This window comes from Kitasatospora misakiensis, from assembly GCF_042656005.1.
Taxonomy (GTDB): domain Bacteria; phylum Actinomycetota; class Actinomycetes; order Streptomycetales; family Streptomycetaceae; genus Kitasatospora; species Kitasatospora misakiensis.
In genome coordinates this window covers 135,644-162,072 of record NZ_JBHSOF010000012.1, presented here as the reverse complement: position 1 = coordinate 162,072, position 26,429 = coordinate 135,644, and the positions used below count along the sequence as shown (strand labels likewise).

Sequence of the window (26,429 nt, the reverse complement as noted above, 5' to 3'; positions counted from 1 at the left end):
TATTGGCGACGATGTCGCGAAGCTCAGGCCCGAAGTGGCTCAGCGCCTCGTCGTACGCGGCGGCGAACACGGGGAACGCGCCGTACAGTTCCTCGCCCATCCCCACCCGCTGCGACCCCTGCCCGGTGAACAGGAAGGCCAGCTTTCCGCCACTCGTAGCGCTCCCCACCACGCTGTCGGGGTGGTTCGTCCCCTCCGCGAGGGCGCGCAGCGCCGCCTCCCGCTCGCCCGGCAGGACGACCGCCCGCTGCTCGAACATCGAGCGGCCAACGGTGAGCGAGTACGCGACGTCCGTCTCGGGCACGTCCGGGTGCTCGGTGATCCACTCCAGCAGGAGCCGCGCCTGGTCGCGCAGTGCGGCATCGGACTTCGCCGACAGCGGCCACACCACCGGGAGTTCGGACACCTTGGCACCCGGCTCGTCAACGGCCTCGGGCGCCTCCTCCAGGATGATGTGCGCGTTGGTCCCGCTGATGCCGAAGGAGGACACGCCGGCGCGGCGCGGGCGCTCGTCGGGGGTCTCCCACGGCCGGGCCTCGGTGAGCAGCGAGACCGCGCCCGCCGTCCAGTCGACGTGCGGGGTGGGCTCGTTGACGTGCAGGGTGCGGGGCAGCTCGCGGTGCTGCATCGCCATGACCATCTTGATGATGCCGGCGACCCCGGCCGCCGCCTGGGCGTGTCCGATGTTGGACTTCAACGAGCCGAGCCACAGCGGCCGTTCGGCAGGCCTGTCCTGCCCGTACGTGGCCAGCAGCGCCTGCGCCTCGATCGGGTCGCCGAGCGTGGTGCCGGTGCCGTGCGCCTCCACCGCGTCCACATCGGCCGTCGCCAGACCGGCGTTGGCCAGCGCCTGGCGGATCATGCGCTGCTGGGCGGGGCCGTTGGGGGCGGTGAGGCCGTTGCTGGCGCCGTCCTGGTTGATCGCGGAGCCGCGGACGACCGCGAGCACCTGGTGCCCGTTGCGGCGCGCGTCGGACAGCCGTTCGACGAGCAGCAGGCCCGCGCCCTCCGCCCAGCCGGCGCCGTTGGCCTCCGCGGAGAAGGACTTGCTGCGGCCGTCGAGCGCGAGTCCGCGCTGGCGGCTGAACTCGATGAACGGCGCCGGCGTGGCCATCACGGTGACGCCGCCCGCCAGGGCCAGCTCGCACTCGCCGCTGCGCAGCGCCTGCACGGCGAGGTGCAGGGCGACCAGCGAGGAGGAGCACGCGGTGTCCACCGTCACCGCCGGGCCCTCGAAGCCGAAGGTGTAGGACACCCGGCCCGAGGCGACGCTGCCCGCGCTGCCGTTGCCGAGGTAGGCCTCGAAGCCCTCGGGGGCCTCGTCGCGCAGCCGCCACCGGTAGTCGTTGTACATGACGCCCGCGAACACGCCGGTCCGGCTGCCGCGCAGGGCGGCCGGGTCGATGCCGGCCCGCTCGAAGGCCTCCCACGCGGTCTCCAGCAGCAGCCGCTGCTGCGGGTCCGTGGCGAGCGCCTCGCGCGGCGAGATGCCGAAGAACTCGGCGTCGAAGTCGGCGACGTCGTAGAGGAAGCCGCCCTCCTTGGCGTAGGCCTTGCCCTCCTTGTCGGGGTCCGGGTCGTAGAGGTCGTCGAGGTCCCAGCCGCGGTTGGTGGGGAACGGCGCGACGGCGTCGACGCCGTCGGCGACCAGCCGCCAGAGGTCCTCGGGCGAGCGCACCCCGCCGGGGAACCGGCAGGCCATGCCGACGATCACGATCGGGTCCTCGGCGAGGCCGGCGCGGGTGTGGGTGTGCTGCACGGTGAGGGCCGGGCCGGCGCCGGTACCGGTGACCTCGTCCAGCAGGTGGCCGGCGATGGCGCTGAGGGTGGGGTAGTCGAAGACCAGCGTGCTGGGCAGCCGCAGTCCGGTCGCGGCGATCAGGCGGTTGCGCAGCTCGACGGCGGTGAGCGAGTCGAAGCCCAGCTCCTTGAAGGCGCGCTCGGCGTCGATGCTCTGCGGGGTGGCGTGGCCGAGCACGGTCGCGACCTGCGTGCGGACCAGGTCGAGGACGGCCTCCGCGCGCTGGTCGGCGGGCAGGGCGGCGGTGCGCTGCGCCCAGGAGACGCCACCGGAGGCCGCGGCGACGGCGCGTCGGGCGGGCGTCCGTACCAGGGCCCGGAACGCGGCCGGGACCTCCGGGAGGGTGCGCAGGGCGGCGAGGTCCACCCGGGTCGGCACGGCGAGGGCGTCGGCGCCGGTGAGGGCGGCGTCCAGCAGGGCGAGGCCGCGCTCGGAGGGGAGCGGGACGATGCCGGTGCGGGCCATCCGGGCGCGGTCCGCGTCGGTCATCGCCGAGGTCATGCCGCTGGCCTGCTCCCACAGGCCCCAGGCCAGCGAGAGGGCCGGGCGGCCGAGGGCGCGGCGGTGCGCGGCGAGGGCGTCCAGGAAGACGTTGGCGGCGGCGTAGTTGGCCTGGCCGGCGCCGCCGATGACGCCGACGACGGAGGAGAAGAGCACGAACAGGTCGGGCTCGCCGGTGAGCCGGTGCAGGTTCCAGGCGCCGTCGAGCTTGGGCCGCAGTACCGCGTCGACCTGCTCGGGGGTGAGCCCGGCCACGGTGGCGTCGTCGAGGACGCCGGCGGTGTGGAAGACGGCGGTGAGCGGGTGCGCGGCCGGGACGGCGGCGAGCAGCTCGGCCAGGGCGGCCGGGTCGGTGATGTCGCAGGAGGCCAGGGTGGCCTCGGTGCCGAGTCCGGCCAGCTCCGCGCGCAGTTCGGCGGCGCCGGGCGCGTCAGGACCGCTGCGGGAGACCAGCAGCAGGTGGCGCGCGCCGTGGCCGGTCGCCAGGTGGCGGGCGAGCAGGCGGCCCAGGGTGCCGGTCGCGCCCGTGATCAGGACGGTGCCGTCCGGGTCGAAGGCCCCGGCGACCGTGGTGGCGGGGGACGCGGTAGGGGTGGCGGTGTCGGCCGGGACGGCGCGGACCAGGCGCGGCGCCCAGGCCCGACCGTCCCGCAGGGCCAGTTCGGGCTCCCGCCCGACGGTCAGGGCCGCGGCGACGGCCCGCAGGAGGGACTCCGGCAGCGGCCCCGTGCCGCCCTCGCCGGGCTCCTCGGTGTCCAGCAGCAGGATCCGGCCCGGGTGCTCGGTCTGCGCGGTGCGCAGCAGACCGTGGACGGGGGCGTGCACGAGGTCGGCGACGTCCTCGCCGTCCCGCACGGAGACCGCCCGCGCCGTCACCACGACCAGCCGGCTGTCCGCGAAGCGCTCCGCGGCCAGCCACCGCTGGACCGCCGCGAGCGTCTCGCCCACGGCGGCGCGCGCCGCCGCCGGGACGTCCTCCGGTCCGGCGTCGTCCGGCCCGGCGTCCTCCGGTCCGGCGGGCGACGGCGGCAGGACGTGGATCAGTACCTCGGGGGCGGTGTCGCCGGCCAGGGCCTCGGCGAGGTGCGCCCAGTCGTGGAGCGGGTCGGTGGCCTCCAGGGGCAGCGGCACGGGCTGCCAGTCGACCGTGAAGAGGTCGTCCTGACGGGCCCCGAGGGCGCCCGCCGCGATCGGACGGAGCACCAGCGACTCCACCGAGGCGACCGGGGCGCCGGTGCCGTCGGCGACCGCGAGGGCATAGGCGCCGGACGCGTCGGGCGTGAGGGCGATCCGCAGTTCGCGGGCGCCCGTCGCGTACAGCCGCACACCCGACCAGGCGAACGGCAGCGGGATCTCGCCGGACGGCGCGGTGAGGGCCGCCAGGGGCTCCAGCACCGCCGGGTGCAGGGCGGCGTCCAGGAGCGCCGGGTGCAGGCCGAAGCCGTCGACCTCGGTGTCCTCGGGCAGCTCGACCTCGGCGAACAGCTCCTCGCCGCGCCGCCACAGGGCCCGCAGGCCCTGGAACACCGGCCCGTACTCGTAGCCGTGGACGGCCAGCTGCCCGTACGCCTCCGCCGTGCTCACCGGAGTCGCGCCGGCGGGCGGCCAGGCGGTCAACTCGGTCGGCTCCGCAGGCGATTCGCCGAGCAGGCCGGTGGCGTGGCGGGTCCACGGGCTCGCGTCGTCCGGCCGCGAGTGCACGGCGATGGTCCGCCGGTCCTGCGCGTCCGGGACGCCCACCTGCACCTGGAGCTGGACGGTGCCGCTCTCCGGTACCACCAGCGGCGCCTCCAGCGTCAGGTCCTCCAGGACGCTCGCGCCCACGTGGTCGCCGGCCGCGACGGCCAGCTCCACGAAGGCGGTGCCCGGCAGCAGGACGGTCCCCGCCACGGCGTGGTCGACCAGCCACGGCTGCGCCTGCCGGGACAGCACACCGGTGAACAGCGTCGTGCCGTCCTCGGCCGCCGTCACGGCGGTCGCCAGCAGCGGGTGCTCGGTCGCGGTGAGGCCCAGGTGCGCGGGGTCGGTGACGGACCGGGGGGTGGTCAGCCAGTAGTGCTGGTGCTGGAAGGCGTAGGTGGGGAGGGTGAGTTCGCCGCTGGCTGTTTGGTCGGTGCGGTGGGTGACTCCGTGGGTGTGGGTGTGGGCGAGTGCGTGGGGGAAGTGGTGGCCGTGGTGGCGGCGGAGGGTGGGGTGGATGGTGGTGGCGTGACCGTCGAGGGTTTGGTGGATGGTGGGGAGGAGGACGGGGTGGGGGCTGACCTCGATGAAGTGGCGGTAGCCGTCGGCGTGGAGACGGGTCAGTGTGGGGTGGAGCTGAACCGGGTTGCGGAGGTTGGTGTACCAGTACTCGGCGGTGAGGGTGGTGGTGTCGAGGGGCTCGGTGGTGACCGTCGAGTAGAAGGCGGTGTCGGTGGCGCGGGGTGCGAGTTGGCTGAGGGCGGTGACGAGGTTGTGTTCGAGGGGTTCGACGTGGGCGCAGTGGGAGGCGTAGTTGACGGGGATCTTGCGGGCGTCGACTCCGCGTTCCTGGAGCTGTGCCACGAGTGCGTCGATGGCGTCGGGGGTGCCGCTGACGATGGTGGTGGTGGGCGAGTTGAGGGCGGCGATGTGGAGGTCGTCGTTGAGCTGGAGTTCTTCTGGTGGGAGGGGTACCGAGGCCATGCCGCCGGTGCCTTCGAGGCTGATGAGGGCCTGGGCGCGCAGGATGACGGTCTTCGCCGCGTCGGCGAGGCTCAGGGCGCCGGCGGCGTAGGCGGCGGCGATCTCGCCCTGGGAGTGGCCGATGACGGCGTCGGGCACGATGCCGTGGTGTCGCCACAGCTCCGCCAGACCCGTCATCACCGCGAACAGAGCCGGCTGGACGATGTCCACGCGCTCCAGCAACTCGGCGTTCGGCTGGCTCAGGAGCTCCGTCAGGTTCCAGTCCTGCGCGTACGGCGCGAACGCCTCCGTGCACGCCGCGATGTGCTGAGCGAAGACGGGGCTGGTGGCCATGAGGTGCTGGCCCATGGCGGGCCACTGCGAGCCCTGCCCCGGGAAGACGAACACCGTCTTCCCGCTCACCCCGGCCGTCCCCGTGACCAGGTCCGGGTGCGGCTGACCGTCCGCGAGCGCCGCGAGTGCCTCACGGTTGAACACGACGGCGCGCTGGGCGAACGCGGGCTTACGCCCCAGCGCCGCCGCGATCTCCCGCTCGTCCGCCCCGGGGTTCGCGCCGGTCCAGGCGTCGAGCCGCGCCGCCTGGTCGCGCAGCGCGTCCTCGGTCTTCGCCGACAGCGCCCACATGACCGGCAGTTCGGATCCCACCTCGACCTCGACGGGCACGGCCGCCGACGCCTCCTCCAGGATCACGTGCGCGTTGGTCCCGCTGATACCGAACGACGAGACGGCGGCCCGACGCGGACGTCCGTCGGCGTCCCACGGTCGGCTGGCGCCGAGCAGCTCGACCGCACCCGCCGCCCAGTCGACGTGCGGCGTGGGCTCGTCGACGTGCAGGGTGCGCGGCAGCTCGCCGTTCCGCATCGCCATGATCATCTTGATCACGCCGCCCACGCCCGCCGCCGCCTGGGTGTGGCCGATGTTGGACTTCAACGAGCCCAGCCACAGGGGCCGTTCGGCCGGACGGTCCTGCCCGTAGGTGGCGAGGAGGGCCTGCGCCTCGATCGGGTCGCCGAGCCTGGTGCCGGTGCCGTGTGCCTCCACCGCGTCGACGTCGGCGGCGTCCAGGTGGGCGTTGGCGAGCGCCTGCCGGATGACGCGCTGCTGGGACGGGCCGTTGGGGGCGGTGAGGCCGTTGCTGGCGCCGTCCTGGTTGATCGCCGAGCCGCGGATCACGGCCAGCACCTCGTGCCCGTTGCGCTGCGCGTCGGAGAGCCGCTCCAGCAGGACCAGGCCCACGCCCTCCGCCCAGCCGGTGCCGTCGGCCGCCGCCGCGAAGGCCTTGCAGCGGCCGTCCGGCGACAGTCCGCGCTGCCGGCTGAACTCCACGAACATGCCCGGCGTCGCCATGACTGCGGCGCCGCCCGCGAGGGCCATCGTGCACTCGCCCTGCCGCAGGGCCTGGGCGGCGAGGTGCAGGGCGACCAGCGAGGAGGAGCAGGCGGTGTCGACGGTCACCGCCGGGCCCTCGAAGCCGTAGGTGTAGGAGATCCGGCCGGAGGCGACGCTCACCGTGCTGCCGGTGAGCAGGTAGCCCTCCAGGCCGTTGGCGGGTTCGTGCAGCCGGGGGCCGTACTCCTGGGACATCGCGCCGACGAAGACGCCGACCGGTCGGCCGCCGAGGTCCGCCGGGTCGAGGCCGGCCCGCTCCAGGGCCTCCCAGGAGGTCTCCAGCAGCAGGCGCTGCTGCGGGTCCATGGCCGCCGCCTCGCGCGGCGAGATGCCGAAGAACTCCGGGTCGAACCCGGCGGCGTCGTAGAGGAAGCCGCCCGCGCGGGCGTAGGTGGTGCCGGCGTGCGCGGGGTCGGGGTCGTAGAGCCCGTCGAGGTCCCAGCCGCGGTCGGTCGGGAAGCCGCCGATCGCGTCCCGGCCCTCGGCGACCAACTGCCAGAGTTCCTCGGGGGAGTTGGCGCCGCCGGGGTAGCGGCAGGCCATGCCGACGACGGCGATCGGCTCGTCGGCCGCGACCGCCGAGACGATCCGGCCGGTGGTCGTGGCGTCCTGCGACAGCTCGGTCCGGAGGTGGCGGATCAGCGCGGTCGGGGTGGGGTGGTCGTAGAGCAGGCCGGCGGGCAGGCGCAGGCCGGTCCACTGGGACAGCCGGGTGCACAGTTCGAGCGAGAGGGCGGAGTCGAAGCCCAGGTCGCGGAAGGCGGCGGAGGTGTCGACGGCCTCGGGCGTGACGTGCCCGAGGGTGATGGTCAGGTTGGTGAGCACGAGGTCCCGGAGCGCGGTCTCCAACTCCTCGCCGGTGAGCCGGGCCAGGCGCTGCGCGGGCGTGAGGTCGGCGGTGGGCTCGGGATCGTCCTCCCGGCGGGGGGCGGGCGCGGTGTCCGGGGCGAGCGGCGCGGCCGCGGTGTCGATCCAGTAGCGGCGGCGCTGGAACGGGTAGGTCGGGAGGTCGGTACGGGTGCCCGGGGCCCCGTGGGTGGGCCAGGTGGCCGGGTGCCCGTGGGTGTGGAGGACGGCGAGGGCGCTGAGCGTGGTGTGCGGCTCCGGGCGGTTGGGCGCGAGGGCCGCCGCCGTGACCGCGTCCGGGTGGGTGGTGCGGGCGAGGGTGGTGAGGGTGGCGTCCGGGCCGAGTTCGAGGTAGCCGGTGACACCGGCTTCGCCGAGCGTGCTGAGGGCGTCGTGGAAGCGCACCGCCTCACGCAACTGCCGGACCCAGTAGGCGGGTTCGGTGAGTTCCTCGGCGATCCGGCCGGTGAGCGTGGAGACGATGGGCACGGTCGGCGGGTGGTACGTCAAACCCGAGGCCACCAGCAGGAATTCGTCGAGCACCTGGTCCATGTGGGCGGAGTGGAAGGCGTGGTGGGTGTTGAGCACCTTCGCCTTGCGGCCGCGCTCCTTCCAGGCCGCCGCGAGCGCGTGCACGGCCTCGACGTCCCCGGCGACGACCACCGCGTCCGCGGAGTTGACGGCGGCGATCGTCAACGCCTCGTTCAGGTGCGGGAGGACGTCCTCCTCGGTCCCCTGAAGGGTGGCCATCGCGCCCTCGCGGGTGCTGTGCATCAGCCGGGCACGGGCGGCGACCAGCTTCGCCGCGTCGGCCAGGGACAGCACACCGGCGCAGTGGGCGGCGGCGATCTCGCCGATGGAGTGCCCGGCGAGGTAGTCGGGCTTCAGGCCGTGGTGCTCCATCAGCCGGTACAGCGCGGTCTCCAGGGCGAAGAGCGCCGGCTGGGTGTGCAGGGTGGTGTCCAGCAGCCCGTCCGGATTGTTCGCGATGATCTCGCGCAGTTCCGGGGCGAAGTGGCCGAGCGCCTCCTCGTACGCGGCGGCGAAGACGGGGAACGCCGACGCCAACTCCTCGCCCATCCCGACCCGTTGGGACCCCTGGCCGGTGAACAGGAAGGCCAGCTTCCCGGCGCCCGCCGCGCTGCCCGTCACCGCCGAGGGGTGCGGGGTGGCGTCGGCCACGGCGCGCAGCGCCTCCTCCCGCTCCTCGGGCAGGACGACCGCGCGGTGCTCGAACAGCGAACGCCCGCTGGCGAGCGCGTGGGCGACCGCGGTGGGCGCGGCGTCGGGGTGCTGGGAGAGCCAGTTCAGCAACTGCCGGGCCTGGTCGCGCAGCGCGGGTTCGGTCCTCGCCGACAGCGGCCACACCGCCGGCTCGACGGCGCCGGCCCCGGGAACATCACCCGTACTACCCGGGACGGCCGCCGGGGCCTCCTCCAGGACGACGTGCGCGTTGGTGCCGCCCATGCCGAACGAGGAGACGCCCGCCCGCAGCGTCCCGGCCGGCCAGGGGCCGAGCGAGGTCTCCACCCGGAGGTTCAGGCCGGCGAAGTCGATGTCGGGGTTGGGCTGTTCGAAGTTGAGGCTGGCCGGCAGCTCCCGGTGGGAGATGGCGAGGACGGCCTTGAGCAGCCCGACGATGCCGGCCGCGCCCTCCAGGTGGCCGACGTTGGTCTTGGCGGAGCCGACCAGCAGCGGCGCGTCCGCGGGCCGGGCCGCGCCGAGGGCGGCGCCGAGCGCCCGGGCCTCGATCGGGTCGCCGACCCGGGTGCCGGTGCCGTGCAGTTCGACGTACTGCACCTCGCCGGGGTCGACGCCGGCCCGCTGGTAGGCGCGGCGCAGCAGCTTCTCCTGCGCCTCGGGGCTGGGCACGGTGAGGCCGTCGGTGGCGCCGTCGTTGTTGACGGCGGTGCCGCGGATCACGGCGTGGACGCGGTCGCCGTCGGCGAGCGCCCGGTCGAGGCGCTTCAGCAGGACGGCGCCGCCGCCCTCGCCGCGGACGTAGCCGTTGGCCCGGGCGTCGAAGGTGTAGCTGACGCCGTCGGGGGAGAGGCCGCCGAACCGGGTGAGGCCGAGGGTGCTCTCGGGGGCGATGATGAGGTTGACGCCGCCCGCGACGGCGAGGTCGGACTCGCCGCTGCGCAGGCTCTCGCAGGCCATGTGGACGGCGACCAGCGCGGAGGACTGGGCGGCGTCGACGGTGAGGCTGGGGCCCTCCAGGCCGAGCGTGTAGGAGACGCGGTTGGCGATGATGCCGCGGTTGAGGCCGGTGACGGTGTGCGGGGTGATCGCCTCCAGGCCGTGCCGCTGGAGCACGGTGCTGTAGTCGGCGGCGATGGCGCCGACGAAGACGCTGGTCTGGGTGGCCCGGAGCCGGTCGGGGACGACCCCGGCGTCCTCCAGGCACTCCCAGGCGAGTTCGAGCATGAGCCGCTGCTGGGGGTCCATCAGGGTGGCCTCGCGGGGCGAGATCCCGAAGAAGACCGGGTCGAAGGTGTCGATCCGGTCGAGGAAGCCGCCGCGACCCGGGGTCCCGTCGAGCTCGGGTCCGCTCCACCGGTCGGCCGGCGCCTCGGTGATCCCGGAGGCGCCGCGCCGCAGCAGGTCCCAGAAGGCGCGGGGATCCGGGGCCTGGGGGAGCCGGCAGGACAGTCCAATGATGGCAACAGCGTCGGAAGGCATGAGTTCCCCATGTCGTTCAGCAGTGGAGGCGTCGCAGGGCGGCGCGCCGTGGCGACCGGTGGCCGGCCGAGGGCGGCGGACGGCCGGCGGACGCCCGCGCGGGGTGCGGCGGGGGCCGGCGGGCGGGTCAGATCCGGCGGTGGGAGGCGTCGCGGCCGGACAGCAGCAGGGCCACGGTGCGCAGCAGCACCGCGGAGGACTCGTGCAGGAAGAAGTGGCCGCCGGGGAGGGCGTGCACCTCGCACCCGGCGGTGGTGTGCCGGGCCCAGCCGTCGACCCGGTCGATCGGCAGCAGGGGGTCCTGCTCGCCGGCGAACACGTCGATCGGGCAGGGCAGCGGCGGCTCGCCCGCCGGGCGGTGGCTCTGGCAGACCCGGAGGTCGTCGCGGAGCAACTCCAGCGCGGAGCGCACCCAGTCGGGGTAGCGCAGGACCAGTTCGGACATCCCGCCGGTGTCCACCAGCCAGCGCGCGAGGTCCCGGTCGTCGAGGTTCAGGGCGTCGGCGATCGGGGCGAGCAGGTGCGGCGGCGGGTAGGCGCCGACCATCAGCCGCTCCGGCAGGCTGCGGCCGCGGGCGGCGCGCAGCAGGGTCAGCCGGTAGGCGACCAGGGCGCCCATGCTGTGCCCGTAGAAGGCGTACGGCGCGTCGAGCAGGGGGTCCAGCTGTCGGTCGAGGTCGGCGACCAGGGCGTCGATACGGGTGAACCGCGGTTCGGCGGCGCGCCGTTCACGTCCGGGCAGCTGCACCGGCAGGACGGAGATCCGCGGGCCGAGCCGTTCCTGCCAGCCGGTGTACGCCGAGGCGGCGCCGCCGGCGTGGTGGAAGCAGAACAGCCGCAGCTCCGCGTCGGTGCCGGCGGCGGGCGCCAGGTAGGGCGTCGCGGTCGGGGTGTCGGGCGTCGCCATCGGCTCAGCGGTCCAGCAGGCGGGCGACGGCGGAGGCGAGTTCCTTGTCGGCGAGCATGACGCCGTGGTCGGTGTCGATCCGGATCTCCTCGCCGACCTCGATCTCCAGGCCGGCGCTGCGCATCGCGTTGAGGCCGCTGAGCGGGCTGGTGGAGCTGTAGGAGACGGCCGAGCGCCAGCGCGGCAGCGGGTCGATCTGGCTGGCGGCGGCGAGGTAGCAGAGGAAGGACTCGAAGACCGCGAAGAGCTCCTCGCGGCGGGTCTCGTCCAGGCCGGCGGCGATCAGCGCGGGCTCGCCGAACTCCCGCATCAGCCGGAGCAGTTCGTCCTTGAGCGCCATGACGTCGGGGATCTCGTCGAAGGCCTGCTGGCCCATCTCGCGGGCCTCGGCGATCTGCTCCTCGGAGATCACCGCGGACAGGAAGCCGATCACCTTGTGGAACTGCCAGATCAAGGTCTGGGCGGTGGACAGCTCGGGGTCGAAGAGCACCAGCAGCGGCGCCTCGTCCTGCTGCTCGGCGATCCGCTCGGCGAGCGCGGCGGCGTAGATGGCGCCGCCGCAGAAGCCGAGCACCGCGTGCACCGCGGGCCGCTCGCCGTCCGTCCCGGTCAGGCCGCCGGTCACGCCGTCCGTCCCGCTATGACCGGTCAGGTCGGCCAGGCCCCGGGTCCAGTGGTCGAGGTAGCCGGCGCCGCTGCGGGCCGCCTCGGCGTCGGCCGCCGGCGGGACGGTCTCCCAGGCCGCGAATTCCGGGCCGAGATTCGCCAGCAGGTCGGCGAAACGGGCCTCCGGCCGGCCCGTGGTGTCGAAGTCGACGGCCAGCAGAATTCCCCTGGAATTCCCGCCCCCGGTCAGACTCTTCCAAGCGTTTCCTGCGGTCACCGTCACTCCTCCGTCGCGGACTCCAGAACCGCAAGCAGCGTAGGTCGAACGACTTGTGCCGCTGTACCCCTAGAGATCCTTCTGGGGACCGGTAGGGGGCGCTTCCGGGCGCCCCAGAAAAAGCCGGGGTGCCCCCCCGATAGGGGTGCCCCGCCCCGGGTGGCGGCTCGTAACGTGTGCTGCAAACCGGCAATCGCAAGCAGGGTGTGAACTGCCTCACATCCCGCCCTGTAGGGGAGGACCCATTGGCACCCGCAGCGCAGCCCGTCGCCCGGACGACACGTCAGCTATCCGTGGCCACCCGCAAGGAACAGGCCATGTGGTTGTTGGAGCGCTTGGTACCCGAAAGCACCGCCAACAATCTGGCGCTGGCGTTCCAGGTCGACGGCGAACTCGACGTTCCGGCGATCCGCGAGACCCTGGCGGTGCTTTTCCGCCGTTACGACGTGCTCCGCACGGTGTATTTCGCGACCGGCGCCGAACTGCTGAAAGGCGTCGTCCCACCGGCGGAATTCAACGTCCCGGTGGAGGAGGTCGACGACTTCCAGCCGCCCCGGGACGGGATCGCGGCGGCCCTGCTCCCGTACGTCAACCGCCGCTTCGTCTTCGACGGCCGCCCGCTGGTCCGGGCCGGGCTGTTCCACCACCCCGAGGGCGACGTCCTCTGCCTGACCTTCCACCACCTCGACTACGACATCATCTCCGGCACCGCGCTGCTGGAGGAGATCGTCGCCCTGTACGGCGCCCTCACCACCGGGACGCCGCCGGCGCCCGAGCTGCTGAAGGTCGTGCCGGCCTTCGCCGAGCCCGAACCGCGGCCGGAGAGCGTCGAGTTCTGGCGCGGCCAGCTGACCGACTTCGACCCGGCCGCCCTCGACCTGTGGTGCGGCGCCGCCGAGAGCGCGGAGTCCACCCTCAAGGGCGACCAACTGGTGCACACCCTCTCCCCGGAGGCCCGGGACGTGGTGCGCCGCCTCCAGCGGGAGGTCCGGGCGCCGGAGGCCGTGGTGCTGCTCGGCGCCTTCGACCTGCTGCTCGCCGCGCACGGGGTCGGCCCGGACATCGTGGTCGGCTGCCCGGTGAGCGTCCGCCCGCAGGACGCCCCGCGCACCGTCGGCCACCACACCAACGTGCTGCCGCTGCGGGTGCGGGTGAACCCCGAGGAGGGCTTCCGCGCGCTGGTCCGGCAGGCCCGCGACATGTACTTCGGCGCGCTGGCGCACGCCGGGGTGCCGGAGGAGACCATCGCCGGCCTGGTGCCCCGGGCCGGCTCGGCCTGGCGCAACCGGCTCAGCCGGCACCTGTTCAACTACTTCCCGCAGCTGGAGATGACGCACTTCGAGATCGGCGGCCTCCGGGCCAGGCCGATCGTGGTGGAGAACGGCTTCAGCAAGTACGACCTGGAGTTCTTCGTCGCCTCCTCGGCCGACACCATCCAGGTCACCGCCCGCTACTCCACCGAGAAGCTGGGCCGCGCCGACGCCGAGGACCTGCTGCTGCGCTACGAGGCGCTGCTGCTGGCCGTCGCCGAGGACGTCGACCGGCCCACCGGCGAACTGCGGGTGTGGAGCGGCCGGGACCACGCGGTGATCGACGCCGCCAACGACACCGCGGCGCGCCCCGCCGCGGACGGCCCCGCCGACGTCCTGGAGGCCGTGCACCGGCACGCCACCGGGACCCCTAACGCGGTGGCCGTCCAGCACGGCGACCGCGAGATCGGCTACCGCCGGCTGTGGGAGGCCGCACTGGCCGCCGCCGCCACGCTCAAGGACGCCGGGATCGGCGCGGGCGACGTGGTCGCCGTCGCGGCCGCCCGCTCGCCCGAACTCACCGCCGCCGTCCTGGGCGTGTGGCTGACCGGCGCCGCCTACCTGCCGGTCGACCCCGAGCACCCGGCGCAGCGCGTCTCCTACCTGATGGCGGACTCCGGCGCCAAGGCGGTGTTCACCGACCGGGAGCTCGCCCTGCCCGGCGCCGCCGAACTGGCGCGGCTGCCGCTGCCGGTGGTCCCGGACGCCGCCCCGCAGCGCCCGGTCGGCGACCTGCCGGTCCGGCTCGACCCGGAGGGCACCGCCTACCTCATCTACACCTCGGGCTCCAGCGGCCGCCCCAAGGGCGCCGTGCTGCCGCACCGGGCGATCTCCAACATCGCCGCCGACTACACCGAGCGGCTGCGCGCCACCCCCGCCGACGCGACGCTGTGGATGACCACCTTCGCCTTCGACATGGCGAACCTGGAGCACTACGTGCCGCTGTTCTCCGGCGGCCGGATCGTGGTCGCCCCGGACGCGGCCCGCACCGACGGCCGGGTGCTGCGCGAGCTGATCGACCGTTACGAGCCGGGCATCCTCCAGGCCACGCCGACCACGCTGCGGATGGTGTTCGACGAGGTGGCCGACCGGCTGGCCGGGCGCCGGGTGGTCACCGGCGCCGAGCCGGTGCCGGTGACGCTCGCCAAGCGGCTGCTGGCGGCGGGCTGCGAGGTCGTCAACGCCTACGGCCCCACCGAGACCACCACCTGGTGCACCTGGGGCGTCGTCCCGGCGGACCTGGGCGAGCGGATCTCGGTCGGCGGGCCGATCCGCAACATCCGGATGTTCGTGCTCGCCCCGGACGGCCGGGAGCTGCCGGTCGGCGTCCGCGGCGAGGTCTGCATCGCGGGCGACGGCGTGGCGCACGGCTACCACGGCCGCCCGGAGCTGAACGCCGAGCGGTTCGGCGAACACCCCCGGTACGGACGGTTCTACCGCTCCGGGGACCTCGGCCAGTGGCTGCCGGACGGCACCCTGGAACTGCTCGGCCGGGCCGACCGGCAGGTGAAGCTGCGCGGCAACCGGATCGAGCTGGGCGAGGTCGAGGCCGCCCTGCTCGGCCACCCGCGGGTGCGGGGCGCCGCCGCCGTGGTGGTCGGCGACCGCAGCGCGGACGGCCGGCTGGTCGTCTTCGTCGAGGCGACGGCGGGCGCCGACGCGGACACCGGCGACCTGGTCGGGAGCCTGTGGGAGTTCGCGCGCGCCGAACTGCCGCGCGCCGCCGTGCCGCAGGACTTCGTGGTGCTGGACGTCCTGCCGACCAACGCCAACGAGAAGGTCGACTACCTGGCGCTGGAGGCGCTGGCGACCGCCCCCGGCACCGGGCCCGCCGAGGGCGCCGGCGAGCGGGCGGCCGTCGCGGACGCCTCCGACGACCCGGTGGTGAACCGGCTGGTCGGCCTCTGGCGCGAGCTGCTGGGCCGCGACGACCTCAGCGGCGAGGCCAACTTCTTCACCTCCGGCGGTCATTCACTGCTCGCCGCCAAGCTGGTCCAGCGGGTCGAGGAGGAGTTCGGGGTGACCGTGAAGCTCGCCGACCTGTTCGCCGAGCCGACCCCGGCCGACCTCGCCGTCCTGGTCCGCGCCGGCGGCCCGGCGGCCTGACGGCCTGACGGCGTTACTCGCTGCGGCCTCCGGGCCGGACGCGACGAAGGGCCCGGTCCCGACCACCCGCCGGTGGTCGGGACCGGGCCCTTCGTCGTCTGCCTGTCGGGCGTCACACCGCGGCCAGGGCCGCCGCGCCGTCCAGGTCGTCGGAGCGCAGGATCGCCTTGTGCAGGTCCTGCATCGGGGAGCACGGCTCCAGGCCCAGCTCGTCGAGCAGGGTCCGCCGCGCCGCCTGGTACGCCTTGAGGGCGTCCGCGCGCCGCTCCGAACGGTAGAGCGCCAGCATCAGCTGCCGGTGGAAGGCCTCGCGCAGCGGGTTCTCGGCGGCCAGCGTGTACAGCAGGCCGATCACCTCCCGGTGCCGGCCGCGCCGCAGTTGGGCGTCCACCAGCATCTCCACGCACTCCATCCGGGTCTCGGTGAGCCGGGTGGCGAAGCTGCGCAGCACCGGCCCCTGGCCGACGTCGCCCAGCGCGGGCCCGCGCCACAGCGCCAGGCCCCGTTCGAAGGCCTCGCCGGCCTCCTCCAGGCGCTGCTCGCGCAGGAGCCGGCGGCCCAGGCCCACCAGGTCCAGGAACTCCCGCGCGTCGAGGGCGTCACCGTCGAGCCGCAGCACGTAGCCGGGGGAACGGGTCAGGATCGGCCCTTCGGCCCGCTCGGGGCGGTGCAGGAACTTGCGCAGTTCGGATACGTACACATGCAGTCCCGCGAGCGCGCGGCGGGGTTGCCGGTCGCCCCAGATCTCACCCATCAACTGATCGACCGACACCACGTGGTCGGCGTGCGCGAGGAGCGAGGCGAGCAGGATTTCGACTTTCTGCGCGCTGATCGAGGACATACCGCCCCCGTCGACCACCCGCAGATTTCCCAGGAGTTCGTACCGCACCGATCGGACCTCCTTCTCCGGCGGGATCAGCCGGTGATTCCCTTGAGCGAGGCGGCGATGAGGGCCGAGATCTCCGGCAGGTGCTGGTCGAGGTAGAAGTGACCGCCCGGGAGGACCCGCAGGTCGAACGCGGCGGTGGTGTGCTCGCCCCAGGCCTTGGCCTCCTCGACGGTGGTGTGCGGGTCGTCGTCGCCGGTCAGCATGGTCAGCGGGCAGTCCAGGACGCCGTCGCCGCGCTCGTGGGTCTCGATCGCCGTGTAGTCGGCCCGCAGCGCCGGCAGCACCGACTCCATGAACTCGGCGTTCTCCAGCCACACCGGGTCGGTGCCGCCCACGGTGCGCAGCTCCTCGATGATGCCCTCGTCACCGCGCAGGTGGACGTCCCCGCCGCGCAGCCGGGACGGCGCGGGGTAGCCGGAGGCGAACAGCCACACCGGGGTCCGCCCGGCGGCCTGGAGCCGGCGGGCCACCTCGAAGGAGAGCACGGAGCCGAGGCTGTGCCCGAACAGCGCGAGCGGCCGGTCGTCCCGGGCCAGCAGGGCCTCGGCGGCCCGGTCGGCCAGCTCGGGGATGCTGCGCAGTGGCTCCTCGGCGCGCCGGTCCTGCCGCCCCGGGTACTGGACGGCGAGGGTCTCGATGTCGGGCGTCAGGCGCTCCGAGAGCGGGAACCAGTAGGTCGCCGATCCGCCGGCGTGCGGAAAGGCCACCAGCCGTACGCCGGCCGTCTCGGAGGGATGAAAGCGCCGTATCCATTCCGTGCCGGAATTCTTCGTCCCCGTCACCGTAACTCCTTTTCACCGCCGGGCCATTGTCGCCCGGTGTGGTGAAGCGCCGGGCGTTCTGGAACGCTCGGAAGTCTAGGAAGTCGGCAGGGCGGCGGGTAACCCCGGAAAAGCCCCTACCGGCACCCCTAGAGCGGCCGGAGGCTCGGGGGATGCCGGTAGGGGAGCGCCATCCGCGCATGGGGGACACCGCGGACGGCGGGACCGGTGGGCCGGGGGGTTCGGCACACCGGTGGACCGGTGGATCAGGTGGATCGGGACTGGACGGTCGGGGGGATCGGGTCAGCGCGGGCAGAGGGTGAACTTGTCCTCGAAGTTCGGCCAGTGGTCGGCGTTGTCGCCGGGCACCGCGCGCCAGGTCCAGGTGCCCTTCCAGCCGGCGTACCGGCCGGTGAGGCCCTGGACGGGCTGGGTGATCCACGAGCCGTTGATCACCAGGGCGCGGTCGAAGGCGCTCTGCGCGGTGAACACGCCGTCGGCGAGGTGGAACAGCTCGTACTGGTACTCGATGCCGTGGCCGCCCGGCGCCTGCACCTCCAGGATGTCCATGTTGCCGGTGGCGGTGCCGACCTGGTTGGCCGGGACGGTCTCGGCGCCGAACGGGTAGAGGTAGTCGAGCCAGGTGGCCTCGAAGCCGGCCGGGACGTCGATGCCGGGGGTGCCGTTGGTCTCCAGCTTCGTCATGACCTCGGTGAAGTGGTAGGTGACGCAGCCGCGGTGGGGCTTGGCCGGCCCCTCCTCGCTGGCGCTGACCGGGCCGGCGCCCAGCGTGGTCACGGTGACGCAGGCGGCCAGCGAGGCCAGGACGGCGGTGGTTCTCTTCCAACCCTCGATACGCAGCGGCATGGGAGGTTCCGTTTCTCTGAGTGGGGTTCTCTGGGTGAGGGGTCCGCGGCGGGGCTGCGGCCCGTGGTTCGGTGGATCCGGCGGGCGGCGGGTGCGGCGGACGGTGGATCCGGCGGGCGGCGGGTCCTCAGGGCGTGCCGACCGGCTCCGACAGCAGCTCCGTCACCAGGGCCGTCTCGACGTTGCCGCCGGACAGCAGCACGCCGATGTCGGCCCGGCCGCCCTCGGCGGCGATCCGCAGCGCGGCGGCGACCGCGGTGGCGGCGGCCGGCTCCACCAGCAGCCGGCAGCGGGTGAGCACCAGGCGCATCGCCTCGGCGATCTCCGACTCCTCCACCGCCACCACCCGGGAGACCCGGTGCCGGGCCAGGTCGAAGGGCAACTGCCCGATCCGGTCCGGCCGCAGGCCGTCCGCGATGGTCGGTTCGGCCGTCACGGTGACGGGCCGGCCGGCCCGCAGCGCCGCACCGAGGGCCGGGACGGCGGCCGGCTCGGCGGCGACCACCTCGATCCCCGACCCGTCGGTCACCAGGCACGCGCCGGCCACCGCGCTGCCGCCGCCGACCGGCAGCACCACCGCGTCCAGCCGGCCGCCGGCCGCCTGCACGCCGTCCAGCAGATCGGCGGTCGCCGTCCCCTGGCCCAGCACCACGTCCGGGTCCTGGTAGGGGTCGATCACGTCCAGGCCGCGCAGCAGCCGCAGTTCGTCGACCACGGCGAGCCGGTCGGCCAGCGTCGTCCCCACCTGGAGGACCTCCGCGCCGGCCTGCCGGATCCGCCGCACCTTGGTCGGCGCGGCGTCCACCGGCAGCACCAGCACGGCCGGCATACCGCACTCCCGGGCGGCCATCGCGACCGCGATCGCGTGGTTGCCGGTGCTCTGCGCGACCACCCCGGGCGAACCCGCCCGGGCCAGCCGCTCCACGGCGAGCAGCGCGCCGCGCATCTTGAACGACCCGCCGCGCTGCAGGTTCTCGGTCTTCAGCCACAGGCGGGCGCCCGCCGCCGCGTCCAGCTCCTCGCTGCGGACCACCGGGGTGGGCAGTACGCGGTCGCCCAGCCGCCGGCGGGCCTCGTGCACGCCCGCCGCGCTGAGCTGCGGCACGCCCTCGGCGAGCAGTCCGGTGTTCGTCCCGGTCATGCTGTCTCTCCTCGCTCGGCTCCGTCCAACCCCCGCGGGTCGGCCGGTCGTTGGCGCGGTCCAGCTTCCGGACGGCGGCTAAGGTCCGGCCAAAGCCGCGCTGCGCCCGCCGGGACGCCCCGCACCCGGTAGGGGGGCTTTAGGGGGTGGCAAGCGGGCCTTTGGCCCCCGGGCGAACCCTGGTGCCATGAAGATCAGTGCCGTTGCCGCGGAGCGCAGGCCCACGCTCCACTTCCTTCGAGAGATCCGGGCGATCTCCCCGGTCTTCCTGGACACCGACGTCGACATGACCGCGGTCGTGCGGCACCGGGAGACCCAGCACAAGTACTCGGTCGTGAGCTACGTGCTCCACAGTGCGGCCCGCGTCCTGGCCGCCCACCCCGAGGCCAACGCCGCGATGAGCGGCCGACTGCGCCCCAAGGTGGCCCGCTTCACCTCCGTCAACGGCAAGTTCACCCTCGACCGCACCCTCAACGGGCAGCGGATCGTGCTCTCCACGGTGCTGCCGGACCTCCAGCGCGCGAGCCTCGACGAGATCCAGCGGCGGGTGGAGCACTTCCGCGACGGCGACCCGGCCGAGCTGCCGGAGTTCGCCGGCGCCCGGCTGCTCCAGCGGCTGCCCGGCCCGGTCGGCGGGCTGCTGTTCCGGATGGGCACCCGCCCGCTGAACCGCCGCGCCGACGTGATGGGCACCTTCGCGGTGACCTCGCTCGGGCACCGGCCGGTCGACGGCTTCCACTCCGTCGGCGGCACCACCCTCACGCTCGGCGTCGGCCGGATCGTCGACCGCCCGGTGGCCCGCGGCACCGAGGTCGCCGTCGCCCCGATGATGCGGCTGTCGCTCACCTTCGACCACCGGGTGATCGACGGCGCGGAGGCGGCGGACGTGCTCACCGACCTCAAGCAGCGGCTGGAGACGTTCCCCAGCGACGCCGCCGACACCGGCGAGCCCGCCGACGCCGACGCCGCCGAGCCCGCCGACGCCACCCGGGAGCGGGCGTGAACAACATCGAGGAGCTCAAGCAGTACGTCGGCGCACACGCGCGCGGACTGGAGATCGAGGGCTGGCAGCAGCTGCTCGACCGGGTCACCGACGACGGCACCGGCCCCGGTTCCTGGGTCGGCGAGTGGTGCGCCCAGGGCGACCGGCTCACCGCCGGCGGCAAGCACCTGGAGGCCGGCCGCCACTACCTGATGGCCCGCTTCCCCTACGTCGACGGCGCCGCCCGCCAGGACGCCTACGAGAAGGCGCTGGCCGGCTTCGAGCGCTGGCGCTCCGGCCAGGACATCCACCGGCTGGACGTGGACTTCAAGGGCCGTCAGATCGGCTGCTGGACGGCCGGCCTCTCCGCCGACCGGCCCCGCCCGCTGGTCGTCATCATGGGCGGCCACCTCACCCTCAAGGAACAGTGGGCGCCCGCGCTGCCGGTCTTCGCCGGACTCGGCTTCGCGGTGGTCTCCACCGAACTGCCCGGCGTCGGCGAGAACGAGGCCCCCTACGACACCGAGGCCTGGCGTTCGCTGTCCGCCGTGCTGGACGCCGTCGCCGGGCGCGCCGACGTCTCCCGCACCTGCGCGTTCGCGATGAGCTTCAGCGGCCACCTCGCGCTGCGCTGCGCGATGGAGGACCGCCGGATCCGCGGCATCATCACCGCCGGCGCGCCGGTCCGGGAGTTCTTCACCGACACCGCCTGGCACCCCCGGCTGCCCGACGTCACCGTCGACACCCTCACCCAGCTGACCGGGCTCGGCCTCGACGGGCTGCGCGACTGGGCGCTGCCCGCCGAGGGCCTGCGCTCGCTGGACATCCCGGTGGCGTACGTCGCGAGCCTGCGCGACGAGATCATCCCGCCCGGCGACCTCGGCCTGCTGCGCACCCACGTCCGCGACCTGCGCCTGCTGGTCCACGACGACGTGCACGCCTCGCCCTCGCACGCCGAGGAGAACCGGCTGTGGATGGCCTGGTCGCTGCTGCGGATGCGCGGCGGCCTCGACCCGCGGACGGCGGTGATCGGCCTGATGTGGCGGGCCGCCCGGCTGCGCGCGTCCCTGCGCCGCCGGTAGCGGCCCGTTCCGCCGGTAGCCGCTGACGGCCGCAGCCGCTGACGGCCGCCGGTGGCGGGCCCTGCCAGCCCGCTGACAGGGCCCGCGCGGCGGTGCCAGCCGGCTGCCAGCGCCGTACCAGCACGGCCGGGCACGGTGGAATCCGACCAGTCTGAGCGGCCCCGGCCCCCTCAGCGACCCGCTCCGCAACACCTCTCTGGAGAACTGCCATGACGACCCCGTCACCCTCACCCCGCCGCTGGTGGGGGTTGGGCGCCTTGGTGCTCAGCGTCCTCGTGATCTCACTGGACGGCACGATCATCAACGTCGCCCTGCCCACGCTCTCCCAGGAGCTCGGCGCCTCCAACACCCAGCTCCAGTGGATCAGCGGCGGCTACCTGCTGACCTTCGCCGCCGTCATGCTCCCCATCGGCGTGCTGGGCGACCGCTTCGGGCACAAGAAGCTGCTGCTCACCGGCATCACCGTGTTCGGTGCCTCCTCGGTGGCCGGCTTCCTGGTGAACGACCCCGGATCGGTGATCGCGGTCCGCGCGCTGATGGGTGTCGGCGCCGCGATGATCATGCCGCTCACCATGGCGATCCTGCCCAAGATGTTCCCCAAGGACGAGCTGGACAAGGCCGTCGGCACCTGGACCGCCGCCGCGTCGATCGGCATGCCGATCGGCCCGCTGGTCGGCGGCTGGCTGCTCAACCACTTCTGGTGGGGCTCGGTCTTCGTCTTCAACATCCCCGTGGTGGCGGCGGCGCTGGTCGCCGTGGCCTTCCTGCTGCCCGCCGACCCGACGGCCGCCCAGCGCGCCGAGGCCGGCCGTCCGCCCGCCTTCGACGGCCTGGGCGCGGCGCTCGGCGCGCTCGGCATCACCGGGCTCGTCTACGGCTCCATCCTGGTGCCGGAGGACGGCTGGGGCTCCCTGAAGGTGCTCGGCACCCTGGGCGCCGGCGTGGTGCTGCTGATCGCCCTGGTGTTCCGCGAGCGCAGCGCCGCCTCGCCGTTGGTCGACCTCGGCCTGTTCGGCAACCGCAAGTTCCTCTGGGGCACGGTCGTCGCGACCTTCGTCAACTTCTGCATCATGGGCATCCTGTTCGTGGTGCCGCAGTACCTGGCGTCGGTGCTCGGCAACAGCGCCTTCGGCACCGGTCTGCGCCTGCTGCCGCTGATCGGCGGCCTGGTGGTCGGTGCCCAGCTGGCCGAGGCCTTCGTGCCCCGGGTCGGGCCGCGTGTCATCATCCCGCTCGGTCTGCTGGTGCTGGCCGGCGGCACCCTGCTCGGCGCGCAGTCGAGCAGCGCCGACGGCTACGGCTTCGCGGCGCTCTGGCTGACCGTCACCGGTGCCGGCTTCGGTCTGGCGATCGTCCCCGGCACCAGCATGGTCCTCGGGTCGCTGCCGGAGGAGGGCACCGGCGCCGGCTCCAGTCTGCTGGAGACCCTCCAGCAGGTCGGCGGTGTGCTCGGTGTCGCCGGTCTGGGCAGCCTGCTCAGCTCCGGCTACCTCGACCGGATCACCACCGGCGGCCTGCCGGACGAGGCTGCCCAGGCGGCCCGGGACTCGGTGACCGGCGCCAACGTGGTGGCCGCCCAGCTGAACGACCAGGGGCTGCTGCACTCCGCGCACGACGCCTTCGTGCACGGCAGCAACCTGGTGCTGACGGCCTGTGGCGTGGTGGCCGTGGTGGCCGCGCTGCTGGCCGCCGCCTTCGTGCCGCCGAAGTCGGAGTTCCCGGTGCAGGCGAAGGCGGAGAGCAAGGAGAAGGACAAGAACAAGGACAAGGACAAGGGCGGGAAGAAGGACCGGAAGGACGCGCGCGGCGCCGAGGGGAACCAGCCGCAGGGTGCGGCCAGGCTCCCCCAGGAGCAGGGCGAGTCGCTGGTCTGACGCTGCCGTGCGGAGCGGGGTTCCCGAGGTCCGGCCGGGCGGTTCGCCACCCGGCCGGACCGGTCTGCCGTCCCGGACCAGCCCGCACCGGTCAGCCGTCCGGCACCAGCACCCGTTCGGCCAGCGCCAGCGCCCGCTCGGCCGGGACCTCCCGGCCGCGCCGGTACGCGGCGTCGAGCGTCGCCGGGTCGAGGGCCGCCGTGACCCGCTCGGTGGCCCGGCGCACCTCCGCGCTGCGGTCGTCGCGGTAGCCGTGCAGGGCGTGGGCGGTGCCGAGCAGTTCGGCGGCCCGTTCCGCCTCGCCGCGCGCGGCGGCCAGCGCGGCGACGCCCTCCACCACGGCCGCCGCGGCCTGCTGGTGGACGATCCGCTCCCGGCCGAGCTCCCGGACGGCCCGCGCGTGCCAGTCGGCGGCGGCGGCCGGATCGCCCTCCTGCTCGGACAGGCAGCCGAGCTGGCTGTACGTCAGGGCGGTGGCCCGTACCGAGTTGCTCGCGGCCGCCATGGTGTCCAGCAGCTCCAGCGCCCGGGTCAGCGGCGGCCGGGCGCCCGGCAGGTCGCCGGCCGCGCGGGCCAGCCGGCTCAGTGCCACGTGCCCCTCCACGGCGCTGCCGAACTCCCCGACCCGCTCCGAGGTGCGCACCCCCTGCCGGATCTCCTCCAGCCCGAGCGCCGGGTCGCCGGACTCGGCGCGGGCCAGGCCGAGTTGGATCAGCGTCAGGGTGCCGCTCTCCGGTCCGCCGCGGACGGCGTACGCGTAGGCCTCCTGGCCGAGCCGCACGGCCTCGGCGCCGTCGCCGCGGATCAGGGCCAGCTCCATCAGCCCCCCGAGCGCGGTGTTCATGCCCCAGTGCTCGCCCAGCCGTCGGAATCCCGCGTAGCCCTCGCGCAGTTCGGTGTGCGCGTCGTCGATCCGGCCCGCGTTGAAGGCGAGGTGGCCCAGGCAGACCCGGGCGATCGCCCGCACCCACGGGTCGGTGGCGTTCTCCCGGACGGCCAGCAGCGCGAGCTCGGCGCCCGCCGCGTCGTCCAGGAACAGCGCGGCCACCGGCCGGGCCAGGTGCAGCGCGGGGTGCCCCGGCCGCTCGGGCAGGCACTCCAGCGCGGTCCGTACGGCCCGCCGCCGGGCGGCGTCCGCGGCGTCCGCGGGGTCACCGTCGTCACCGTCGTCCGGGCCGTCGGGGCTCTCGGGGCCCTCCACCATCAGCACCGCGAGGAAGGTGCACAGCGCGTAGGCGTCGGCCAGCTCCGGCGCGTCGGCGGGGGGCCGCTCGCCGGCCAGTTCGCGTACCGCGACGGCCCAGCCGTGTGCCTCGGCCAGCTGGTTGTGCATGATCCAGTACCAGACCAGCGCCCCGACCAGCCGCAGGGCCGTCCCGGTGTCCCGCCGCTCGACCGCCCAGCCGAGCGCGGCGGTGCAGTTGTCCCGCTCGGCGGTCAGCCGGGCCGTCCACAACTCCTGCTCGCCACCGCGCAGTTCGGGTTCGGCCCGCTCCACCAGGGCGAGCAGGTGGGCGGCGTGCGAGGCCCGCAGCCGCTCCGTCTCGCCGGCCTCCGCGAGGCGCTCCGCGGCGTACGCGCGCACCGTCTCCAGCAGCCCGTAGCGGACCTCGCCCTGGCCGGTGGCGATGACCAGCGACTTGTCGATCAGGGCGGCGATCACGTCGATGACGTCCCGGCCGTCGAGGGCCGGGCCGCCACCGCCGCCGTAGGGTCCGTGCTCCGGTGCGCAGACCCGCTCCGCGCCCTCCGGGGTGGCGCCGCCGCGGAACACCGACAGCCGGCGCAGCACCGCCCGCTCGGTGTCGTCCAGCAGCTCCCAGCTCCAGTCGACCACCGCGCGCAGCGTCTGGTGCCGGGGCACCGCGGCCCGGCTGCCGGCGCCGAGCAGCCGGAAGCGGTCGCCGAGGCGCTCGGCGATCTGGGGGAGCGTCAGGGAGCGCAGCCGGGCGGCGGCGAGCTCGATCGCGAACGGCAGCCCGTCCAGCGCGCGGCAGACGGCGATCACCAGCGGACCGGTGGCCGCGTCGACCCGGAAGCCGGGCCGGACGGCGGCGGCCCGGTCCTCGAACAGCCGCACCGCGGCGTACCCGCCGGCCTCGGCCGGTCCCGCGCCGGGCGGCGGCAGCGGCAGCGAGGGCACCGGGCAGAGCGTCTCGCCGGTGATGGCCAGCGGTTCCCGACTGGTGGCCAGCACCCGGACGCCGGGGGCGCCGGCCAGCACCCGGTCGGTGAGCCGGGCCACCGCCTCGACCAGGTGCTCGCAGTTGTCGAGCACCAGCAGCATCCGCTGGTTGGCCAGCGCGTCGACCAGCCGCTTCATCGCCGGCAGCACCGCGGTGGCGTCGCCCACCCGGGAGGGTTCGGCCTGGCCGATCGCGGTGAGGACGGCCTGCGGCAGGTCCTGCGCCGCGCCGACCTGGGCCAGCGGCACCAGCCACACCCCGTCCGGGTACTCGCCGAGCAGGGTGGCGGACACCTCGCCGGCCAGCCGGGTCTTGCCCGCTCCGCCGGGCCCGGTGAGGGTCACCAGCCGGGCCTCGCGCAGCAGTTTGCCGATCCGCTCGGACTCCTCCTCGCGGCCGACGAAGCTGGTCAGCGGCGAGGGCAGGTTGGTGCGCCGGCCGCCGCCCGGGCCCGGTTCGGCGGGGCGGGCCGGGGCCGCGGGGCGCAGGTCGCCGCGCAGGATCGCCAGGTGCAGGGCGGCGAGCTCCGGCGAGGGGTCGGCGCCGAGGCGGTCGGCGAGCTCCCGGCGGGTGTCCTCGTACACCTCCAGGGCGGCGGCCTGCCGCCCGGTGGCGTGCAGCGCGCGCATCAGCAGGCCGCGCAGCCGCTCGCGCAGCGGGTGCGACCGGCAGAGCCCTTCGAGCTCCGCGACGAGGTGGGCGGTGTCGCCGAGCGCGAGTTCGGCGTCGACCCGGTCCTCGACCGCGGCCAGCCGCAGCTCCTCCAGCCGGGTGACGGTCGCGCCGGCGAAGGCGGTGTCGGCGACCTCGGCCAGGGCGGGCCCGCGCCACAGGTCGAGCGCCCGGCGCAGCGTCGCGGCCCGTTCCTCCGGGGCGGCGGAGCGGCGCACGGAGGCCACCAGCCGCTCGAAGGCCACGGCGTCGATCTCGCCCGGGTCCACCCCGAGCCGGTAGCCGCCCGGTGCGGCGGCGACCAGGTCACGCCCGCCGGCGCCGCGCAGCCGCGACACCAGGGTGTGCAGGGCGTTGCCCGGGACGGCCGGCCGGGAGCCCTCCCACAGGTCGTCGATCAGGCGGTCGGCGGAGACCGCGCGCCCGCCGTCCATGGCGAGCCTGATCAGCAGCGCCCGCAGCCGCTGACCGCCGATCTCGATGGGCCGGGCCGCTTCGTCCCGCAATTCGAGCGGACCCAGGATGCCGATGCGCACGTAACCACCCCTCCGGCGGTCATTCTGCCAGGCCCGCGGTCGGGCCCGTCGCGAGCACCGGTACGGGGGAGCCCGCCGACCATTCGTGTGCCGTGCCGAACCGCGCGGACTGGGGAAGATGTGTGCTGATGTGCCCGAAATCGCCGCCTATGGTAAATGAACTCGCACCCGGAGTTGGTGGATTCCACTGCCGGGTGCATGGCAGAATCGCCCACACTTGCCGCGAGAATTCCAAGCCAGCTGGATGCCGGTCGGACGGGTATCGGTCCGAATGGTGTCTGGGCGTACCAGCGGAAATTCCTGGGTCGGCGGGCGGTGAAGCAGGTCGGCCCGGCGGAGGCCCGGCCGAT

The 26,429-nt window shown here is 74.5% G+C and carries 12 protein-coding genes; 4 read left to right on the top strand and 8 right to left on the bottom strand.

The window, feature by feature from the left end:
• The 3 genes from ACFP3U_RS12730 to ACFP3U_RS12720 all read right to left on the bottom strand — a co-directional run.
• Positions 1–9,883 (bottom strand): type I polyketide synthase (locus tag ACFP3U_RS12730; RefSeq protein WP_380225540.1); only part of this gene is annotated, 9,883 nt, incomplete at its 3' end.
• Positions 9,884–10,010: 127 nt separating this feature from the next.
• Positions 10,011–10,790, bottom strand: a complete 780-nt coding sequence (locus ACFP3U_RS12725) for a thioesterase II family protein (RefSeq protein WP_380225539.1) — start codon at positions 10,788–10,790, stop codon at positions 10,011–10,013.
• A gap of 4 nt (positions 10,791–10,794) precedes the next feature.
• Positions 10,795–11,673, bottom strand: a complete 879-nt coding sequence (locus ACFP3U_RS12720; RefSeq protein WP_380225537.1) for a hypothetical protein — start codon at positions 11,671–11,673, stop codon at positions 10,795–10,797.
• A gap of 317 nt (positions 11,674–11,990) precedes the next feature.
• Here ACFP3U_RS12720 and ACFP3U_RS12715 point away from each other — a divergent pair, with 317 nt between their 5' ends.
• A complete protein-coding gene (locus ACFP3U_RS12715) occupies positions 11,991–15,089 on the top strand; it encodes a non-ribosomal peptide synthetase (RefSeq protein ID WP_380225536.1) in 3,099 nt (1,032 codons plus the stop codon).
• Positions 15,090–15,201: 112 nt separating this feature from the next.
• On the opposite strand, the gene ACFP3U_RS12710 is transcribed toward ACFP3U_RS12715, so the two are convergent.
• The 4 genes from ACFP3U_RS12710 to ACFP3U_RS12695 all read right to left on the bottom strand — a co-directional run bounded on the left by ACFP3U_RS12710 (position 15,202) and on the right by ACFP3U_RS12695 (position 18,747).
• Positions 15,202–15,978: an AfsR/SARP family transcriptional regulator gene (locus ACFP3U_RS12710; protein WP_380225535.1), complete on the bottom strand. Its 777-nt coding sequence runs from the start codon at positions 15,976–15,978 to the stop codon at positions 15,202–15,204.
• 26 nt (positions 15,979–16,004) lie between these two features.
• Complete coding sequence (locus tag ACFP3U_RS12705; protein ID WP_380225534.1) at positions 16,005–16,685, bottom strand: thioesterase II family protein; 681 nt, start codon at positions 16,683–16,685, stop codon at positions 16,005–16,007.
• A 357-nt stretch (positions 16,686–17,042) separates the two neighbouring features.
• Positions 17,043–17,606 (bottom strand): allene oxide cyclase barrel-like domain-containing protein, encoded by a 564-nt coding sequence (locus ACFP3U_RS12700; RefSeq protein WP_380225533.1) that lies wholly within the window; start codon positions 17,604–17,606, stop codon positions 17,043–17,045.
• 127 nt (positions 17,607–17,733) lie between these two features.
• Positions 17,734–18,747 carry a threonine ammonia-lyase gene (locus ACFP3U_RS12695; RefSeq protein ID WP_380225532.1) on the bottom strand — a complete coding sequence of 338 codons (1,014 nt, stop codon included), beginning with the start codon at positions 18,745–18,747 and terminating at the stop codon, positions 17,734–17,736.
• 187 nt (positions 18,748–18,934) lie between these two features.
• Here ACFP3U_RS12695 and ACFP3U_RS12690 point away from each other — a divergent pair, with 187 nt between their 5' ends.
• The 3 genes from ACFP3U_RS12690 (at position 18,935) to ACFP3U_RS12680 (ending at position 22,685) form a co-directional block, all read left to right on the top strand.
• Positions 18,935–19,750, top strand: coding sequence for a 2-oxo acid dehydrogenase subunit E2 (locus tag ACFP3U_RS12690; RefSeq protein WP_380225531.1), 816 nt, complete (start codon positions 18,935–18,937; stop codon positions 19,748–19,750).
• Complete coding sequence (locus tag ACFP3U_RS12685) at positions 19,747–20,811, top strand: alpha/beta hydrolase (protein WP_380225530.1); 1,065 nt, start codon at positions 19,747–19,749, stop codon at positions 20,809–20,811. Before ACFP3U_RS12690 ends, ACFP3U_RS12685 begins: the two co-directional genes overlap by 4 nt.
• A 209-nt stretch (positions 20,812–21,020) precedes the next feature.
• On the top strand, positions 21,021–22,685 hold the full coding sequence (locus ACFP3U_RS12680; RefSeq protein ID WP_380225529.1) for an MFS transporter: 1,665 nt from the start codon (positions 21,021–21,023) through the stop codon (positions 22,683–22,685).
• A 91-nt stretch (positions 22,686–22,776) separates the two neighbouring features.
• Here ACFP3U_RS12680 and ACFP3U_RS12675 read toward each other — a convergent pair whose 3' ends face one another.
• Entirely contained in the window at positions 22,777–26,079 is a 3,303-nt protein-coding gene (locus ACFP3U_RS12675; protein ID WP_380225527.1) for a BTAD domain-containing putative transcriptional regulator, read from the bottom strand.
• Between the last annotated feature and the right edge of the window lie 350 nt (positions 26,080–26,429).

Coding starts and splice junctions, on each gene's coding strand:
- ACFP3U_RS12725 (WP_380225539.1), bottom strand. CDS start 10,790: ATGGCGACGCCCGACACCCCGACCGCGACGCCCTACCTGGCGCCCGCC.
- ACFP3U_RS12715 (WP_380225536.1), top strand. CDS start 11,991: ATGTGGTTGTTGGAGCGCTTGGTACCCGAAAGCACCGCCAACAATCTG.
- ACFP3U_RS12700 (WP_380225533.1), bottom strand. CDS start 17,606: ATGCCGCTGCGTATCGAGGGTTGGAAGAGAACCACCGCCGTCCTGGCC.
- ACFP3U_RS12695 (WP_380225532.1), bottom strand. CDS start 18,747: ATGACCGGGACGAACACCGGACTGCTCGCCGAGGGCGTGCCGCAGCTC.
- ACFP3U_RS12690 (WP_380225531.1), top strand. CDS start 18,935: ATGAAGATCAGTGCCGTTGCCGCGGAGCGCAGGCCCACGCTCCACTTC.
- ACFP3U_RS12680 (WP_380225529.1), top strand. CDS start 21,021: ATGACGACCCCGTCACCCTCACCCCGCCGCTGGTGGGGGTTGGGCGCC.